The sequence below is a fragment of the Oceanobacillus profundus genome (assembly GCF_003515705.1).
GTDB lineage: Bacteria > Bacillota > Bacilli > Bacillales > Amphibacillaceae > Oceanobacillus > Oceanobacillus profundus.
Genome location: NZ_QWEH01000013.1, coordinates 121,004 through 139,070, shown reverse-complemented (window position 1 = coordinate 139,070; position 18,067 = coordinate 121,004). Strand labels below are relative to the sequence as shown.

The following is an 18,067-nucleotide window of genomic DNA, read 5'->3' as shown; positions in this document are numbered from 1 at the left end:
TACACCGCCATGAACAGAAATCAAACAGTAGATAATAAAAATAATCCAAAGCAAAATGGTTCCGATCATCAAAAACCGATGATCGGAACCATTTTTCAGTAATTTAGGCTAGTTATGTCTCAGCCTCATTTTTTATTGTGTGTCCTGATCTTCTATTATTTTTTCTATATCTTCTTCATGAATTGTTGCAATTACTTTTTTAATACGATTATCAGCAACCTCTGTAACTTCAAAGATGATATTTTTATATGGAATAATCGGTCTTTCTTCTATCGATGGAATAAAGCCAATCTCTCCAATTAAAAAACCGTTTAGTGTATCGAATTCCTCGGTAGGCAGATCTAGTTGAAGGAATTTCTCTAATAAATATAAATGGGTGATTCCATCGATAATGAACTTATTTGGTTCAATTTGTTTAATTTCCTGCTCAGGTGCGGTTGCATCACTTTCACTAAGAATCTCTCCAACAAGTTCTTCAATAATATCTTCTATTGTAATTAGTCCTTCTGTTCCGCCGTATTCATCCAATACGATAGCAATATGGGAGTTACTTTTTTGCATCTCTGCAAATAGCGTGTCTACCCGTTGCGTTTCTAGGACGAAATGTGGTTTTCGAATAATCTCGCTTAAATGAAAGGTCTTATCCACTTCCATATAATGAAGCAAATCTTTAACATGGAGGATACCAACAATTCGGTCAATATCTTCTTCATAAACCGGAAATCGAGTGTATCTTTTTTCATTTACGAGTTCAATGGTTTCTTTCAAGCTTGCATCTATTGGAAGTGCAGACATATCTGTTCGGTGCGTAATAATGTCTGAAACCTGGCGATCATTAAACTCAAAGACATTATGGATCATAACTTTCTCTGCCTTTTGAATTGTCCCGGTATCGCCGCCAATATCAACCATCATTCGAATTTCTTCTTCTGTTGCTTCATCACTCGTTGCATTTGGATCAACTCCAAAAATACGTATGACAGTATTCGTTGAGAATGTGAGCAATTTTACGACAGGATAGCTAAGCCTTAACAGCCATGTGATTGGTGTCGCTGCGAAATTTGAAATAGCTTCAGCCTTTTGCAGTGCAAGCTGTTTTGGAACTAATTCACCGAATACCAGCGTAAAATAGGAGAGGATAATGGTTATGACAATCACAGATATTGTTTGCAGAACAGGAAGAGCTATTGGAAATCCCAATTCATATAAAGTTTGAGCTAATGGACCAGCAAAGAAGTCCGCAGCGAATGCACTGGCTAAAAACCCTGCAAGTGTAATGCCAATTTGAATCGTACTTAAAAAACGACTAGGCTCTTCAATTAGCTTATAGAGCATACCAGCTTTTTTGTCACCTTCATCCGCTTTCCGTTTTACTTTATTACTATTTAATCCAATTAATGCGATCTCAGTCGCAGCAAAAAATGCATTTAGAAAAATAAGCACAATGAGTGTAACGATAGCAATCGTCAATTTGTGTAACCTCCAACTGATTTTAAATTTAATAAGAAGCCATCATTAAATATTTGATTCCCAACAATGTTTGATTTTACACTCGAAACACTCCATTATTATAAAATGATACAAAATAGGCAGCTGTTTAGCTGCCTACTGTTTATTATAATGGACTATATGAAATCGTTCAACTATTCTCCTCTTGAAGGGCAGTCCATTCTTCTATAAGTTGTTCAATTTCGTATTTCAACTTATTCACTGTTTCTGTAAGCTCCAATGACTTTTCATGATCTTGATAAACTTCCGGTTTTGTCATTTCTTCTTCAATCTGTGCAATATCTAGTTCCTGATGTTCAATCATTTCTTCAAGTTCTGAGATACGACGCTGGACTTTCCTTTTTTCACTTTGCAGCTGCTTGCCTTCCTTATAGCTTAGCTTTTTTGTTTCAGAGTTGGATGTTGTTTCCTTTTCCTGTTTTAGCCTTTCGATTTCTGCCTCTTCTTCTTTCTTCTCCAAATAATAATCATAGTCCCCAAGATAGATTGTAATTCCATCTCGTTCCATTTCAGCAACCTGATCAGCTATTTTATTAATAAAATAGCGGTCATGTGATACGAAAAGGATGGTTCCAGGAAAATCAATCAAAGCCGCTTCCAGCACTTCTTTACTATCAATGTCCAAATGGTTTGTAGGCTCATCCATAATAAGGAAATTTGCTTGCTGCATTTTAAGCTTAGCAAGGGCTAGTCTTGCTTTTTCTCCACCACTTAATGTATGGACCTGCTTTAATACATCATCTCCAGAAAAAAGAAAGTTTCCTAAAACCGTGCGGATATCTTTTTCATTTATGGTGGGGTAATCATCCCATAATTCTTGAAGAATCGTCTTAGTAGAATTAAGATCAGCCTGTTCTTGATCATAGTAGCCAATTTGTACATTTGTACCAAGCTGGATGTTTCCTTTTTCTGTCTGCAGTCTACCTAAGATGGCCTTAAGTAATGTAGTTTTCCCTACACCATTCGGACCAACAAGTGCGATACGGTCACCGCGATTTATATCCAGTCGTATGTTGGAAAAAATAGGGTCCACTTCTTTTTCATAACGTAAGCTAAGCTCTTCAACTTTTAATACATCATTTCCACTTCTGCGATTAATTTGAAAGGAGAAGGAAGCGGATGACTCATCACCTAGTGGCCGATCAAGACGCTCCATTTTTTCAAGCTGCTTCCGCCTGCTTTGTGCTCGTTTTGTAGTCGAAGCACGTACAATATTCCGCTGGATAAAGTCTTCCATTTTTTTAATTTCAGTTTGCTGCTTTTCAAATTCCTTTAATTCCTGTTCATAATTTAGTGCTTTTTGCTCCAAATACTTGCTGTACGAACCATGGTATTTTCGCGTTTTATGCCGTGAAATTTCATATACAATGGAAACTGTTTTATCAAGAAAGTACCGATCGTGTGAAACGATGACAATGGCGCCTGGATAACTAACGAGATAGTTTTCCAACCATGACAATGTATCAATATCAAGATGGTTGGTCGGTTCATCAAGAATAAGCAACTGTGGTTTTTGAAGCAGCAATTTACCCAGGGCAAGTCGTGTTTTTTGTCCACCACTAAGTTCTGCGATTGGAGTATCATAATCAAAGGACTCAAAATTTAACCCACTAAGTACAGCTCTAATATCAGATTCATACGTATAGCCCCCATCAGTCTGATATGCTAGTTGAAGTTTGTCATATTCTTTAAGGACTTTGTCATATTCTTCTCCAGATAATTCGCTGGCTTTCTCCATCTCTTTCTCTAATGCTCGAAGTTGCTTTTCCAATGATTTTAAATGGGAAAATACCTCTAGCATTTCATCCCAAATGGTTTTCCTTGATTCTAACGTCATATGCTGGGATAAATAACCGAATGTAAGATCCTTCGGTTGAAAAAATTCCCCTTCATCATACGATAATTCTTGTGCCATAATTTTAAGTAATGTTGACTTACCTGCACCGTTTCTGCCGACAATAGCAATACGGTCTTTATCTTTAATTTCAATTTTAATATTTGATAAAATCTCTTCAGCACCGAAGGATTTGGAAATTCCGTTTAGTTGCATTAATATCATCTTTTTCACCCCATCATGTACAGTGTATCTTATAGTTATTTAACGAGGCAACTGAATTGTGAAAAATATCACGACTTATTTGACGTTTTCTGTTAAAATAGAAGGAAAGAACTTATCATATACAACTATTGGATTGAAAAGAGGAAGATTGATGGAACAGAATAAAATTCCACAAGCTACTGCCAAGCGGCTGCCTTTATATTATCGTTTTCTTAACAATTTAAATCAGCAAGGGAAGAAGCGAGTTTCCTCAAAGGAGCTGAGTGATGCAGTAAAAGTGGATTCTGCAACAATTCGAAGAGACTTTTCTTATTTTGGCGCATTGGGAAAAAAGGGATACGGCTATAATGTAGAGTATTTATTAGGATTTTTCCGAAGTACGTTGGATCAGCATGAGGTTACAGAGGTTGCATTAATCGGAGTTGGGAACTTAGGTACAGCCTTCCTTCATTATAACTTTATGAAGAACAATAATATCCGGATTACTACGGCATTTGATGCAGATACAGAAAAGGTTGGCACGGATATTGGCGGGGTACCCGTTTATGATATTCGTGATTTAGAGGAAAAGTTAGAAGACATTAAAGTCGCTATCCTAACTGTTCCAGCTGTTGAAGCACAAGTGATCGCCGATAAGCTTGTAGAAAAAGGGATTTCAGGGATTCTTAACTTTACTCCTGCAAGGATTAGTGTACCGAAGCATATTCGGGTCCACCATATTGATCTTGCTGTTGAATTGCAGGCCCTTGTCTATTTCCTAAAGCATTATTCGTTAGATAATCCAGAGTAGATATTACTCATTGTAAATTTTTGTTTATTTACAAGGCTATTGATATTAGGTCAAAAGCCTTGTTTTTTTATGGTTGGATTTGGATGTCCTTATATTGGTAAATACCATAATTTATTTGCATCAATTCCATAAAATCTCCGTTTTAAACAACCACTGGAAACAAGCTGATAAATATTAACTAGATAAATGGAACTAATATTTTTCTGAAAATTATTGGTTCTTAAGACATCTATCCATTTACTGATTATTACGTTAATCTGTATTGGGAATATATTGAGAAAGAGGAGGAATTTATTCGTGAACGTGAAAAAGGTTTTAGGTATTATGTTTGTTTTATTTATTAGTTTGTTCATTGTTGCATGTTCAAATGAAAGTGACAATGAGAGTGAAGGGACTAACGATGCTGAAGCAACTGAAGAAACAAATGATGCGGAAGCAAACGAGAAAAACGGGTCTGAAGAAGCAGAAGAAAATGTAGTTCCAGAAGATGAGGCATTATTTGCAGTACTTGAAGCAAACTTAGAAGCATTAACAGAAAATGACTTGGATGCTTACATGGAAACCATACATAGTGAATCTCCTTTATATGACTCAACACGTACGACAATCGATCAATTATCTGTGTATACATTAGATATGGAATTATTTGATTTAGTTGTAGAAGAAAAATCAGAAGAAGAAGCAACAATCTCTTATAAACAGACGACAATGAAAGTCGATGGTCCTGATTTTATGAATAATGAAACACACGGGGTTCATGTCTTGCGACCAGATGATGGTGCATGGAAAATTTATAGTTCCGAAGAACCAAGCGAAATAATTCCTCTTGATGAGAATGGGGAAGTTATCGAAGAGACTGCTGCTGATGCAGCGGCAGAAGGTGTTTACATTGACACAATTACGAGCTTAGAAATTCCGTTTGATGAAGGAAAGTGGGAGCTTGAGAACTATGAGGAAGGAGACGGTGAAGCAACCGCTGAATTTCTTTTAGTTGATGAGGATCAAACGAATTTCACAGAGCTGTTTACGATTCATTATTATCCAGATGGTGATGAATTGTTAGGTGCTGAAGGCTTTATCGAAATGATGGAAATGAATTTAACAGAAATGACTACAGGTGAGCTTGAATTTAATTCTGCGGAAGAAGGATTTTTTGATTTTTCATTAACAGAAGATGATATTCAGCTCGATCAGGAAGAAGTAGCAAGGGTATTTGCGAAAGACAATGATTTGTATGTTGTTCGCTACACAACGTTTGAAAAATCAATCGAAGATAAAGATGAATGGATAGATAAGTTGAAGTCTATCCAATAAAAATAAAAGAAGGCTGTTTCAGTATTAATCTAGAAACAGCCTTCTTTTTTATTAAGAAGATCTATATAGTATCTATTTAATGCTTCTTCTTTTTCAATCGAAAATACTTATTAAGCAATCGAACTGCAACTCCAAAGGCAAGCGTTGCTACAGCAGCAAAAATGAGCGTGGTGGGATTCCAGATTGTTTGCCCTTTGCTTTGGACGGCAACGTAAATAAAAATCATTGCCATTATGAAGTAAATGAACGCTTTAACTAACAAAGAATGAATCATTCATTAACCTCCAATAAGGATCATTTGCAATTGCTCAACCTGACGTTGCATTTGCTCAAGTTGTCGCTGCATTTCTTCTGGATCCATCGATAATTGCCCGACAACAACTAATGTGTTCATTGCTGCATGAACGATAATCGGAACGAGAATTCGTTTTGTCTTTACATAAAGAAACGCAAATACAAACCCCATCGAAGCATAAATTAGGATATGTTCCATCCCTTCATGAATAAAACCGAAGATAAGGGCGGAGACCAAACCTGCGAAGAAGAAATTCATGCGCTTATAGAGACTGCCGAAGATAATTTTTCGGAAAATGATTTCTTCCAATATTGGGGCAATCACTGCAGGAATAATAATAAATAATGGGGCTGCACGAGCTATATCCATGATACCTTGAGTGTTTTCTGATCCAGGTGAAATCCCTAGTATATTCATTTCAATTGCTACTGCAATTCCTTGTGCAAAGAAAGCCATGAATACACCGAGGATTGACCAGAGTATCATTGAGCTCATCGGTGCTGCATTGCGTGTATCTCTCATCTGCATATCGGGCTTCATAATCCACAAAATAATAAGAAGTCCGAGAATAAAGCTAAAAATGGACCAGTAAATCACACCTTGTACTGGGATATAATGATGCTTTGCAAGCAGAGCAACGGGAAATGCAGAAAGCTGCATCAGTATATAAGTTAAAATGACATACCAATATCTACGTGCCAAATAAAACGACTCCTTTTGCTTTGTATAGTTTAGTATATGTATTACATATTCCATCTATTGATCATCAATCATCATAAAAGATATTTTATCATATTATACAGGCTGTTAATATTATGAGCCCCTTTACATAAAATTTTACTAGAAATTAAATAAAATTATAGACACATTACTTGCATTTTTTTATGGGATTAATTATTATGAATATAGAAATTAGCACTCAATCATTGAGAGTGCTAATAAATCTAATACGTTAAAGAATTGAGGAGGCATTCTACATGATTAAACCACTAGGAGATCGTGTTGTTATCGAACTTGTTGAGCAAGAAGAAACAACTGCAAGCGGTATCGTACTACCAGACTCTGCAAAGGAAAAACCACAGGAAGGTCGCGTAGTAGCAGTAGGATCTGGCCGTGTAACTGAAAATGGGGAAAAAGTGGCACTTGAAGTTGCAGAAGGGGACCGCATTATATTCTCTAAATTTGCTGGTACTGAAGTGAAATATGAAGGTACAGAATACTTAATTCTTCGTGAAAATGACATTTTAGCTGTAGTAAGCTAATCGTAACACAAAACCAACACATACATGAACGACGACAAATAAATTTTTCGAATGATTATTTTAAAGGAGGAATTTTAAGTGGCTAAAGATATTAAGTTCAATGAAGAAGCACGTGGAGCAATGCTGCGCGGTGTAGATGTATTAGCAAACGCTGTAAAAGTAACGTTGGGACCAAAAGGACGTAACGTTGTTTTAGATAAAAAATTCGGCTCACCTCTAATTACAAATGATGGGGTAACCATTGCGAAAGAAATCGAATTGGAAGATGCTTTTGAAAACATGGGAGCACAGCTTGTATCTGAAGTTGCATCGAAAACAAATGATGTAGCTGGTGACGGTACAACTACTGCAACAGTTCTTGCACAAGCAATGATTCACGAAGGTTTGAAAAACGTTACAGCTGGTGCAAACCCTGTAGGTATCCGCCGCGGTATTGAGAAAGCTGTAGCAACTGCTGTTGAAGAATTAAAAGCAATTTCTCAACCGGTTGAAAGCAAAGACTCTATCGCACAAATCGCAGCTATCTCAGCATCTGATGATGAAGTTGGTAACTTAATTGCTGAAGCGATGGAACGCGTTGGCAATGATGGCGTTATTACAATTGAAGAATCAAAAGGCTTCAACACAGAATTAGAGGTTGTTGAAGGGATGCAATTTGATCGTGGATATTCTTCACCATACATGGTTACTGACCAAGATAAAATGGAAGCAGTATTAGAAGATCCATACATTCTTATTACAGATAAGAAAATTGGTAATATCCAAGAAGTATTACCAGTATTAGAGCAAGTTGTTCAACAAGGAAAGCCATTATTATTAATCGCTGAAGATGTTGAAGGGGAAGCTCTTGCAACATTAGTTGTAAACAAACTTCGCGGAACGTTCAACGCTGTAGCTGTTAAAGCTCCAGGATTCGGTGACCGTCGTAAAGCAATGCTAGAAGATATCGCTATCCTAACTGGTGGAGAAGTGATTACTGAAGATCTTGGATTGGATCTTAAGTCTGCTACTATCGAACAATTAGGACGTGCTTCGAAAGTTGTTGTAACAAAAGAAAACACTACAGTTGTTGAGGGTGCTGGCAACCCAGAAGCAATCTCTGGCCGTGTTGCACAAATCCGTGCACAAGCAGAAGAAACAACTTCTGAATTTGATAAAGAAAAATTACAAGAGCGTCTTGCTAAATTATCTGGTGGTGTGGCAGTAGTTAAAGTTGGTGCTGCAACAGAAACAGAATTAAAAGAGCGCAAACTGCGTATCGAGGATGCATTGAACTCTACACGTGCTGCAGTTGAAGAAGGCTTCGTATCCGGTGGTGGTACTGCCCTAATCAACGTTTACAACAAAGTAAGTGAACTAAACCTAGAAGGCGATGAAGCAACTGGTGTGAAAATCGTACTTCGCGCAATCGAAGAGCCAGTTCGTCAAATTGCACAAAACGCTGGTTTAGAAGGTTCTATCATCGTAGAACGCTTGAAAAACGAAAAAGTTGGCGTAGGATATAACGCAGCAACAAACGAATGGGTAAACATGGTTGAAGCTGGAATCGTTGACCCAACAAAAGTAACACGTTCTGCACTGCAAAACGCAGCATCTGTAGCAGCAATGCTATTAACTACAGAAGCTGTTGTAGCTGATAAGCCTGAAGAAGGCGGTGCACCTGCAATGCCTGATATGGGCGGCATGGGTGGAATGGGCGGTATGATGTAACAAACCACCCTTAAATGTTGATTTATAAACGTTTGGGATGCTGTTGCGAACCCCGTCAAACTAAAAAGTAACATAAAGGTAACATTTATTATAAATTTAAGTTTAAAAGGGCGTTTTCGTATAAAGTTCTCACTTATGCGGAAGCGTCCTTTTTCATTTTTTCCATTTTTATGTGAAGATCGTTCTTCTTTTTAATCCATTCAATATTGATGTTTCGCTACCCATATTATATTTTTGGTCAATGATTTATATCCTAGGTTGCCTTATAAATACTCTGTAACAAGCTTTATCTTAAATTCCTCACCATATTTAGCCAAAAAAATCCCCCCGAAAATTAGAGGTGAAAATCTAATTTTCGGGGGGAGGCACCATTTCTTACTGCACCGTTTTATATTACACGCTCTTAGTCTTCTCATTTTTTCTGATCGGTCTTTGTTTCATTTGCTTCATTCTTTGCATCACCAAAGGTGTCCTGAACCTCACCTTTCACTTTATCCTTTTTGCCGCTTGCCTGGACTTTCTTATTATCTGTTAGGTTACCAACTTGATCTTTCATTTCACCTTTAGCTTTATTTGCTTTACCTTTTATTTTGTCAGCATTTCCGTTACTCATTTTGTTTTCACCTCTCTTTTATCATTTATTTCCTGTTATAAACCCACATTAAACATTCTTGTTCTGTTTAGTACTATTTTTTCTGTTTCCGTGGCTTGTTTTTCCTTACATTATTGACCCATGCTCGATCCTCATCCATCATTTTCTTAGCGGCATATATGGTCAGAAACTGGACGAAAATAATCGGTATCCCCATTATTCCTGAAACTACCTCCAGCGGAGCAAGACCGCCTATGCGCATTAATAATAAGGAGAATACGGTAATGATTGCCGCGACAATCAGACGCAAATTCTTAGAAGGTTCTGATTTACTCATGTTCCTTGTTCCTGCATAGGAAGCAATCGTATATGTTGTTGAATCCAGTGTCGTAATCATAAAAAGCATGGCGATGACGACAAAGGCTGCAATTGCAAAGATAGCGAAAGGCAATGAACTTATAATTGCTGGTATGGCAGCCATCGCGTCTTCCTGGATAATATCTAATACAGGTAATTCTCCACTTAGATACCTTTCGACACCAAGACCTCCAAGGACGGCTGTTGCACCCCAGGATATGAGCATTGGAGCCAATAGATAAGTCAAAATCATTTCCCTGATCGTTCTGCCTTTTGATATTGTTGCAGCGAAAACACTATGCAGCATGGCCCATGTTGCATTATAGGCAAACCAGAACACAGTATTGCTTTGTATATGTGTACTTTCTCCCGGGTATACGGCGTTTGTATTTAAAGACATATCAATATAATGTGTAAATAGAAACCCGATGGAGTCCGTAAAATAATTAAGAATGAATACACCAGGTCCAGCTACCATGATAAACACAGCAAATATTCCAGCAAGATACATATTAAGGGTGCTTAATTTCTTAATACCCCTTTCTATCCCTAAATAGGCACTAATGGAGAAAAACAATACCCACACGATGGTCACGATCAATGTTAAACCAAATGTGATTTCGATATTAAATATTTCTGCTAAACTATAGGTAACAATCGGTGTACCCAGTCCTAAAGTAACAGCAGCACCTGAAAGGATACTAACTAGAAAAATAACATCCAATATTTTTCCACCAATCCCATCTGTAAACGTATCGCCAAAAATACTGCGGCATGCTTCGGAAATCCGCATATGGGGTTTCTTGCGGACATGCACAAGATATCCCAGGGCAGGTGCAGCCATAACAAAAATAGCAAAGGTTTGGAAACTCCACAGGAACATACTATAGGCGTTACCCCACATCAACGCTTCCGCTGATTGTGCTTCCACACCAAAAGGGGGATCAACTGCGACATTTCCCCATTCAGTCATACCGGTTCGCATAATAGTGGACCCAAGCCCCATGGCAATTAGAATGGAGGAATATTCAAACAGATTGAATCTCGGCTTTTCCATCGGATCTCCTAACACGACATTCCCGTATTTGGAAAATGAAAAATAAAGACCTGCGGCAACCATTAAAATGGCATACCATAAATAGCCCCAATTAAAAATATCGACAATCTGATTAAATATGCTATTTAATAGTTTCAATGATTCATTTTCATATAACGCAAATGGAACACAAATTGCAATCATAATTAATATGGATGGTGCAAAAATGCGATGATCAATTAATCTTCTCTTCTCTTTGGATCTGTTTTCTTTATCCATGAAGTTACCTCCTATACTTCTACAAACGATTCAACTATTAAATTTTGTTTTTCTAGGTACGCTCTCCACTTCAATTTTACTGAATGGGAGCCTGTTTAAAAGTCTATTCAAGCTTTAATTTCTGCTCCATAATCCGAGGTGAAATGAACTTAATTTCAGAATGCGGTGAATAATGTCTACCACACCTACTACTATTAACAATGTGACCAACGAGTGAATAATCCAGGCTAAGAGCAGATAGGCAATATAAACGAGGACATCAAAAATTAACCATGAAAGCAACGAAAGATATGTTCCCCACTTCTGGAACACTTAAACGATTGATGGATAGTTTTTATTAATTCTATAGTGAATATAGGAACCGCCTGTTATCAAACGTAGAAAATGGTTAACCTTGTATTTAAGGAAACACATTGCTATACTATTTCTCAGGGTGGGAAAAATAATGTTTCTGCCTATAAAAAGGAATGACTATTAATGGAAAAAAACTCTGTACAAGCTGAAATAGCAAGTTATATAGGGAAGCTTTTAAGGGATAACTTTGGGAAAGGACCATCTTCCGTTTATGTTTCCTTAAAAAAACCATTTATCACCATACACCTGAGAGATTTTCTAGCTCCGATGGAACGGGTGTTATTGTCTCAGGGAGAAACAATGAAAGTGGAAGAAACAAGAGATCTCCTCATGCAGGAGCTTATCCCTGGGATCAAGGTTACCTTAAAGGTTATTGCAAGTTTAGAAGTAAAGGAATTGTACTATGATTGGTCTCTTCATAATCGTTCGGGCATTTTAGTCGGGGTTTTGGAGAATGAAGAGGATGAAGACAATGCGTTAGAGAATTACACTGAAAAAGAAGCAGTCCATAAAGATATAATGCGTATAAGTAGACAGGCAGAGAAATTACCGGAATTCATAGATTCCTGTTTTCTTAATGAAAGAACGCTTTTAGTGATAAGAACAGGTATCTTGGTCAGAATTGAAAAAGAATTAATTAAAACCGGGTTTGAAGAACATCTTAAGCTTACGAAAAGGCAATTAGAAAAAGGACTATTACACGCCGGCGATTTTGAAAATATTCTTCAAAAAAGCGTGGTTGATATCTTTGTTGATTGGGATTTCAAGCTGGATAAAAGCTATATTATATTTATTTTACAGCCAAATAACAATTAAGGTAGAAGTGAGCCGGACAATAGAGCTGGACATAAGCCGAAAGGGATCGTTATAAGATCCTTTTCGGCTTTTTTATATTAATAAGAAGCTTTTTCTATGAAGCAGATTTCTTAAATTGCAGCAAAAAATACAATCTTAGAGTTATGCCTTGTTTATTATCATGCAACTTATATGGCCTTTTCTATTGTCGGGAAACCGTAATTTTCACAAGAACCACCGACAAACAGAACGGGTAACTATTTCCACAATAAAAAGGATGTAAGTTAATTAGTTAAGGAGAAGAGGTTTGTCATGTTTGGTTTATTTGATTTATTACGATTGTTAATGTCGGTACTAATTATCCTGCCACTCTCGTCCGTGCTTCGTGAATCAGGGTATTATTTGGCAGCCACTATTTTAGGTGCGAAGGAAAAAAAGCTTATTATTGGGAGTGGGCCAGTTCTCTTTCGACTGCCCACAATCGAGGTTCGAAAATATTTCTTTATGTACAGCTGGATGGAGTATGAAGAATTAAATCCCAGTAATCGTTTCTGGCATGGGGTGATTTATGCGGCCCCTATTATTAACCCTTTAATTGCTGGTTTGCTTATTAATTCACTCTTAGCGGAGGGTGTACTCTCGAGCGGAGTGTTTTGGGATACGTTTTTATTTTACATCTTTTATTATATCCTCTTTGATCTTCTTCCGGTCTATTTACCTGATGGACAGCCTACAAATGGCCGAGCAATTTTTGATTTGATTTGGCATGGTGAACGGTCTGACTACATGAAAAAATCAGAAGAAAACACAGATATAGAGGAAAAGACTCATGAAAATCATGAGGAGGGCCAAGGTTACACGCAGGCCCAAGAAGAGACGATGGAAAACCGGGACAGAGACCAACGTGAGCGTGGCGACCATACAAATCCGGATGATCCGGACGAGACTGAAGGAAATCGGAACAGCGAACAAGGTAGGACGAAGCCGCAAGAAAAGACGGTAGAAAATCAAAAAAGAGATTAACAAAATCGTGGTGATCTCAGTGAACCTGCTAAGTTATGAAAGGAGATAGTAAATGGAAATCTACAATCAAGGGTGTAAAAAATATACAAGCTCAAACATGATGATGTCGAATGACTCTAATATGTGGAAAAAAGTGAAGGGTTCCAATCAAATCATATACCCATATAGAGTTCACAATAAACTGAAAGTACAATCCTATATGGAAAAGGAGGTGAATTTATCCCATGCAGTATAAGCTAATATCAGAAGGGACAAAGCCTCCCAAAGTACTTTGTCATTCCGGCACAAATACCGTGAAACTATTTGATACGCTTGAAGATGCTAATAAGATGAAAAATAAGTTAAATGACATTAGTTTCGATGAGGTATATTGGGAGGTTATTCCTGCCTCTCATGAATAAAAGCTAGAAAGGATACGCTAGCTTTTATATCCATAAGCACATTACTTACTATTGCAATATTTGATACAACCATATTTTTTTCGCTTGTTACATGTAAATATGCTTGCCTCAACTTACGAAAAACAGCTACCTAAAGGTTTTAACAGTTATTTTTACATCATATACACAATTCATGTCAAACATCATATTCTACGAAAAAGGATGTTTGACATGAATAAATTTAATAAATATTGCTTTGCACTTTTCCTCTCCAGCTCATTCTTATTACCACTCAGCTTTTTAACTACTGTAAGTGCAGCAGGATATTATGATTCCTATGAAGATTTAAAGGAGCATGAAGTACTGAATGAAGATTACGAAATTAACTATAAACAACGTGGCAGTGATATTACCGTCATCGCTATCCACGGCGGAGGAATTGAACCAGGGACCTCGGAGGTAGCAAAAGGTCTGGCAAATCAGATGAACATTTCGTATTACCTTTTTGCAGGTATAAAGTCAACGAACAACGAGATTTTACATCTAACCTCTAAGCGTTTTGACGAACCGACTGGACGAAGGATGGTGCAAAATTCTGTAAGCGCTTTATCTATTCATGGGTATCAAGGAGAGGAACCTATTATATACCTAGGTGGAAGAAACGAAGAATATAAGGAATTGGTACGCGATTATCTTCAGAATCGAGGATTTCAAGTTGAAGATGCTCCTGACCATATATCAGGAATGAGTGAAGAAAATATTGTCAATGATAATCAGCTTCGAGCGGGTGTACAGTTAGAACTAACAGCAGAATTGCGTAAATCTTTCTTTAAAAACCACGATTGGTCACGAGAAAATCGGCATAATACAACGAATATATACGATAAGTTGATTGATGGCCTAAAGGAAGCAAGTGATATTTATAAAGAACAGCTTTAAATCTGATCAGTAGTAACCCGGTTTAAGCTGGCTGCGGATAAGAGGGGAAAATAATGTGAACACCTATGAATTACTTAGTTAATTAGGGGTATTCATTATCTAAAAATATTTTAAAAAGGGCGTCATAAACCCTGTTTTTCTGTCAAAATATGTTAGATGCTTTTCAACGTATCCTTTAAAAGGTTAAACGATTGAAGGAAGAAAGCAAAATGTAGTAGTAAATACAAAGAAAAACTGCTATAATAGCAATCTTAGTAACCACTCGAGGGGTTACTAATTCAAGTTTAGCAGCAAAAAACAGACATTAAAGCCTAACTAGATTGCAAGTTAAACCAAAACGGACTTACTCAAAAAGGCAGTTTGTGTCTAGTGAGGGTTTTTTTAAAAATGTGCGAAAATTTACATTGGTTGAGTCAAAGCATATGTGCATTTTTGTACTAGCGCAATTCTCACTGTGAATCCGTTTTCGCCTTTGCAATCACGGAACCATGGTTTAGACTGTTTCTTCGGCGAAGCTTGATTTAATAAATAGATCTATTAATAATATTATCTAAAAGGAGAATACATCATGAGCAACTATAACACAGTACTAGCAAGAAATACGGAAAATGCTCCAAACGGTAACGGTCTATATTCACAAACTGTAGCTTTCTCTCATTACAATAATCTATCAGCTCAATTACCGATCGAACCCCAAACTGGGAAATTGGTAGCTGGTGGAATAAAAGAGCAGGCTGAACAGTGCTTTAAAAATATCAAGTCAATTGTTGAAAGCATCGATCATGTTATGAGCGATGTTGTTAGAATCACTGTATTCGTTAAGGACATCAAAGATGTTGACGCTGTAGACGAAGTTTATAAAACATTCTTCCCAACCTATGTACCTTCACGGACAACGGTTGCAGTTGCAGCTTTGCCTATGGATGCCTTGGTTCAAATTGAAGCACTTGTTTCACACGGTGAAGGTACAATTCCAAACGCACCACAAGCAGGTGACCTCATCAAACTTACAAATAACACGGCAAATGCACCAACAAGTTCTCTATCTGCACAAACTGTAGCTTTCTCTCATTACAATAATCTTTCAGCTCAATTACCGATCGATCCAAAAACTGGAAGATTGGTAACTGGCGGAGTAAAAGAGCAGACAGGACAGGCCTTAAAAAATATCAAGGCAATTTTAGAAAGTATCGACGTTCCTTTTGACGATATTGTTAAAATTAATATCTTCCTTAAAGACCTATCGGATATTGATGCCGTAAATGAAGTTTATACAACATTTTTCCCAGACTCAGCTATCGCTAGGACTGTAGGCTATTTCCCTGCACGCACAACAGTTGCAGTTGCAGCTTTACCGATGGATGCTTTGGTACAAATTGAAGCAGTGGTATCACACGGAGATGGCACACCTCCACAGGCTATTGAAGACAGACATGGAATCGTTATCTGGGCAAACGACACTGAAAATGCACCAAAGAGTTCTCTATCTACACAAACTGTAGCGTTTTCTCATTACAATCACCTTTCAGCTCAATTACCTATCGATCCAAAAACTGGTGAATTGGTAGCTGGTGGTGTAAAAGAGCAGGCTGAACAATGCTTGACAAATATCAAGGCAATTGTAGAAAGTATCGACCACGTTATGGATGATGTAGTTAAAGTAAATATCTTCGTTAAAAATATTGCAGATATGGATACTGTGGACGAAGCTTACAAAACATTCTTCCAAGAAGGTGTTCCTGCGCGAAGAACAGTTGGAGTATCAGCTTTACCTAAAGATGCTTTAGTCCAAATCGATGTCATTGTATCAAATGCTGAAGGAACACCTCGAAAAGCATAACAGGCATTTGTTTGCAAATACAGGAACTATTATAGTTACTTGTTAATACCAACGGTGAATGCGAAACCGCATAATCTATTCATAAAAAGGAGCTGTCTCAAATAAAAATTGAGACAGCTCCTTTTTTTAACAGCGTAGATGAAAAAGCATCGAGATTATTAGCCGATTTGTAGCTTTGGAATAAAGTCGATCAAAAACACCAAGCAAACCCATATTTTACGTTAAGTGAAAAACGTTTTGATAAAAGATTGATTAAAACGGGTTAATTCCTTGTGAAATACTTTGCGATTTTTATAATAAAGTTTGTCATTTTCTACTTTTAATCTGCAACAAACGCGCTTCTTTTGCGGAAGATAATTTCACGATTTACTTTGTTAAATTAAAGCTTTGCTCAATTAAGTTATAAACTTCTTCTTCTGAATCTATACGTTCTAAAACAAGTGATATCCAATTTTCCTTATCCATATGATATCCAGGTAAAATACTCTTTCCATTCCTTAAACTGTCACTTATTTCGGGGGGGATTTTAAATTCAGAATATCTATTTCGTCATCTCCATCTAAACCTAATTTTTCTGGGAGAACATTCATTACAAGACCATACCATTTTTCGTTAGATTCATGTCTTAAAGCGGCATAGTTTGGGAATTTTTGAAATGGGTAATCAGGGGATGTACCGAAGTTTTCTTTGACGTGCTTAAAAATATCTTCTCTTGTTAACATACTGAATAATTCCTCCAATAATATTTAAATAGATTTTCGGCATTTGCCGATCCAGATGGAACAATGGAGAATTTTTTGAAGTCATCTTCATAATCGATGTGAAGGTGGACACGTTTTAGTAACTGTCAATATTAAGGCTTTTATTTTGAAATTTGTTGTTATTTCCATTGGATAAAATTTAATTTCTTTTTTCTTTACCACAATTTCTTTTATATTAAACAATCTGGCCCGTTTCGGAATACTGACTTTTTATAAAAACCCATTAGTGCGAGTATAATCGGTGGAAAGAAGTGGAGTTAGTCCCATAATACCATGCTGTATTCCAATACAAAATAGTAATGTTGTTCCACCCACCTGAACCCCCTCTGGCATATAAGTCCAGAAGTTATCTTCATATACAGAGGTGGTTGTAAAATTCATAATAATGGCAGCGATTAGAAACAGAAAAAATATCGGTAATGACCATTTCTGAAGTTTATCTAATTGCTTAATTCCAAACCGATTAAGTGGAATGACGATCAATCCAAAGAAAACAATTAGCACCCATTGTGGAATACTAGGTAAAAAATGATGTACAGATGCTACGAGAATCATTCCTTCTAGTGCACAATACATAATAAAATTAGTGGCATAAGCCTTATCATGCTATTTCATTAGCCATCAAAAAAGCTAATATTTTATTTTACACAATCCACCGGATATACTGCAATAAATGCCGATATTAGAATGTACATTTTTTATTTTATTAAAAATGGGGTTTATGACCTTGACATACTCTTAAAACACCCTGGGGTAACAAAAAGGTAACATT

At 36.9% G+C, this 18,067-nt stretch carries 15 protein-coding genes and 2 pseudogenes; 9 read left to right on the top strand and 8 right to left on the bottom strand.

The genetic code is table 11. From position 1 onward, the window contains the following. Positions 1 to 132: 132 nt before the first annotated feature. Both D1B32_RS17040 and D1B32_RS17035 read right to left on the bottom strand, forming a co-directional pair. Positions 133 to 1,470, bottom strand: coding sequence for a hemolysin family protein (locus D1B32_RS17040; protein ID WP_095314482.1), 1,338 nt, complete (start codon positions 1,468 to 1,470; stop codon positions 133 to 135). 169 nt (positions 1,471 to 1,639) lie between these two features. Further along, positions 1,640 to 3,568: an ABC-F family ATP-binding cassette domain-containing protein gene (locus tag D1B32_RS17035; protein WP_118889967.1), complete on the bottom strand. Its 1,929-nt coding sequence runs from the start codon at positions 3,566 to 3,568 to the stop codon at positions 1,640 to 1,642. Positions 3,569 to 3,719: 151 nt separating this feature from the next. Here D1B32_RS17035 and D1B32_RS17030 point away from each other — a divergent pair, with 151 nt between their 5' ends. Beyond that, a complete protein-coding gene (locus D1B32_RS17030) occupies positions 3,720 to 4,358 on the top strand; it encodes a redox-sensing transcriptional repressor Rex (protein ID WP_095314486.1) in 639 nt (212 codons plus the stop codon). 297 nt (positions 4,359 to 4,655) lie between these two features. Next, positions 4,656 to 5,672: a hypothetical protein gene (locus D1B32_RS17025; protein WP_118889966.1), complete on the top strand. Its 1,017-nt coding sequence runs from the start codon at positions 4,656 to 4,658 to the stop codon at positions 5,670 to 5,672. A gap of 76 nt (positions 5,673 to 5,748) precedes the next feature. Here the strand turns inward: D1B32_RS17025 and D1B32_RS17020 are convergent, their stop codons facing one another. Further along, positions 5,749 to 5,946: a YdiK family protein gene (locus D1B32_RS17020; RefSeq protein WP_095314489.1), complete on the bottom strand. Its 198-nt coding sequence runs from the start codon at positions 5,944 to 5,946 to the stop codon at positions 5,749 to 5,751. A gap of 3 nt (positions 5,947 to 5,949) precedes the next feature. After that, positions 5,950 to 6,669: a CPBP family intramembrane glutamic endopeptidase gene (locus D1B32_RS17015; RefSeq protein ID WP_095314491.1), complete on the bottom strand. Its 720-nt coding sequence runs from the start codon at positions 6,667 to 6,669 to the stop codon at positions 5,950 to 5,952. 275 nt (positions 6,670 to 6,944) lie between these two features. Here D1B32_RS17015 and groES point away from each other — a divergent pair, with 275 nt between their 5' ends. Then, on the top strand, positions 6,945 to 7,229 hold the full coding sequence (gene groES, locus D1B32_RS17010) for a co-chaperone GroES (protein WP_095314493.1): 285 nt from the start codon (positions 6,945 to 6,947) through the stop codon (positions 7,227 to 7,229). Between the two features lie 78 nt (positions 7,230 to 7,307). Then, a complete protein-coding gene (gene groL / locus D1B32_RS17005) occupies positions 7,308 to 8,939 on the top strand; it encodes a chaperonin GroEL (RefSeq protein WP_095314494.1) in 1,632 nt (543 codons plus the stop codon). A gap of 412 nt (positions 8,940 to 9,351) precedes the next feature. Here the strand turns inward: groL and D1B32_RS17000 are convergent, their stop codons facing one another. Then, on the bottom strand, positions 9,352 to 9,552 hold the full coding sequence (locus tag D1B32_RS17000; RefSeq protein ID WP_095314383.1) for a CsbD family protein: 201 nt from the start codon (positions 9,550 to 9,552) through the stop codon (positions 9,352 to 9,354). 73 nt (positions 9,553 to 9,625) lie between these two features. Beyond that, entirely contained in the window at positions 9,626 to 11,203 is a 1,578-nt protein-coding gene (locus tag D1B32_RS16995) for a BCCT family transporter (RefSeq protein WP_118889965.1), read from the bottom strand. 477 nt (positions 11,204 to 11,680) lie between these two features. On the opposite strand from D1B32_RS16995, the gene D1B32_RS16990 reads away from it, so the two are divergent. The 5 genes from D1B32_RS16990 (at position 11,681) to D1B32_RS16970 (ending at position 16,534) form a co-directional block, all read left to right on the top strand. Further along, positions 11,681 to 12,373: a Na-translocating system protein MpsC family protein gene (locus D1B32_RS16990; RefSeq protein ID WP_095314379.1), complete on the top strand. Its 693-nt coding sequence runs from the start codon at positions 11,681 to 11,683 to the stop codon at positions 12,371 to 12,373. A 291-nt stretch (positions 12,374 to 12,664) separates the two neighbouring features. Continuing rightward, on the top strand, positions 12,665 to 13,375 hold the full coding sequence (locus D1B32_RS16985) for a hypothetical protein (protein WP_187393171.1): 711 nt from the start codon (positions 12,665 to 12,667) through the stop codon (positions 13,373 to 13,375). A 224-nt stretch (positions 13,376 to 13,599) separates the two neighbouring features. Next, positions 13,600 to 13,776, top strand: coding sequence for a hypothetical protein (locus tag D1B32_RS23850; protein ID WP_158586284.1), 177 nt, complete (start codon positions 13,600 to 13,602; stop codon positions 13,774 to 13,776). A 210-nt stretch (positions 13,777 to 13,986) separates the two neighbouring features. Next, positions 13,987 to 14,694, top strand: a complete 708-nt coding sequence (locus D1B32_RS16975; protein WP_095314376.1) for a poly-gamma-glutamate hydrolase family protein — start codon at positions 13,987 to 13,989, stop codon at positions 14,692 to 14,694. 568 nt (positions 14,695 to 15,262) lie between these two features. After that, complete coding sequence (locus D1B32_RS16970) at positions 15,263 to 16,534, top strand: RidA family protein (protein WP_095314374.1); 1,272 nt, start codon at positions 15,263 to 15,265, stop codon at positions 16,532 to 16,534. 366 nt (positions 16,535 to 16,900) lie between these two features. On the opposite strand, the pseudogene D1B32_RS16965 reads toward D1B32_RS16970, so the two are convergent. Together D1B32_RS16965 and D1B32_RS16960 are read right to left on the bottom strand one after the other, a co-directional pair. Beyond that, positions 16,901 to 17,256 (bottom strand): annotated as a pseudogene (locus D1B32_RS16965) (MmcQ/YjbR family DNA-binding protein). Positions 17,257 to 17,523: 267 nt separating this feature from the next. Further along, positions 17,524 to 17,889, bottom strand: a pseudogene (locus D1B32_RS16960) (purine-cytosine permease family protein); the annotation flags it as partial. Positions 17,890 to 18,067 lie beyond the last annotated feature (178 nt).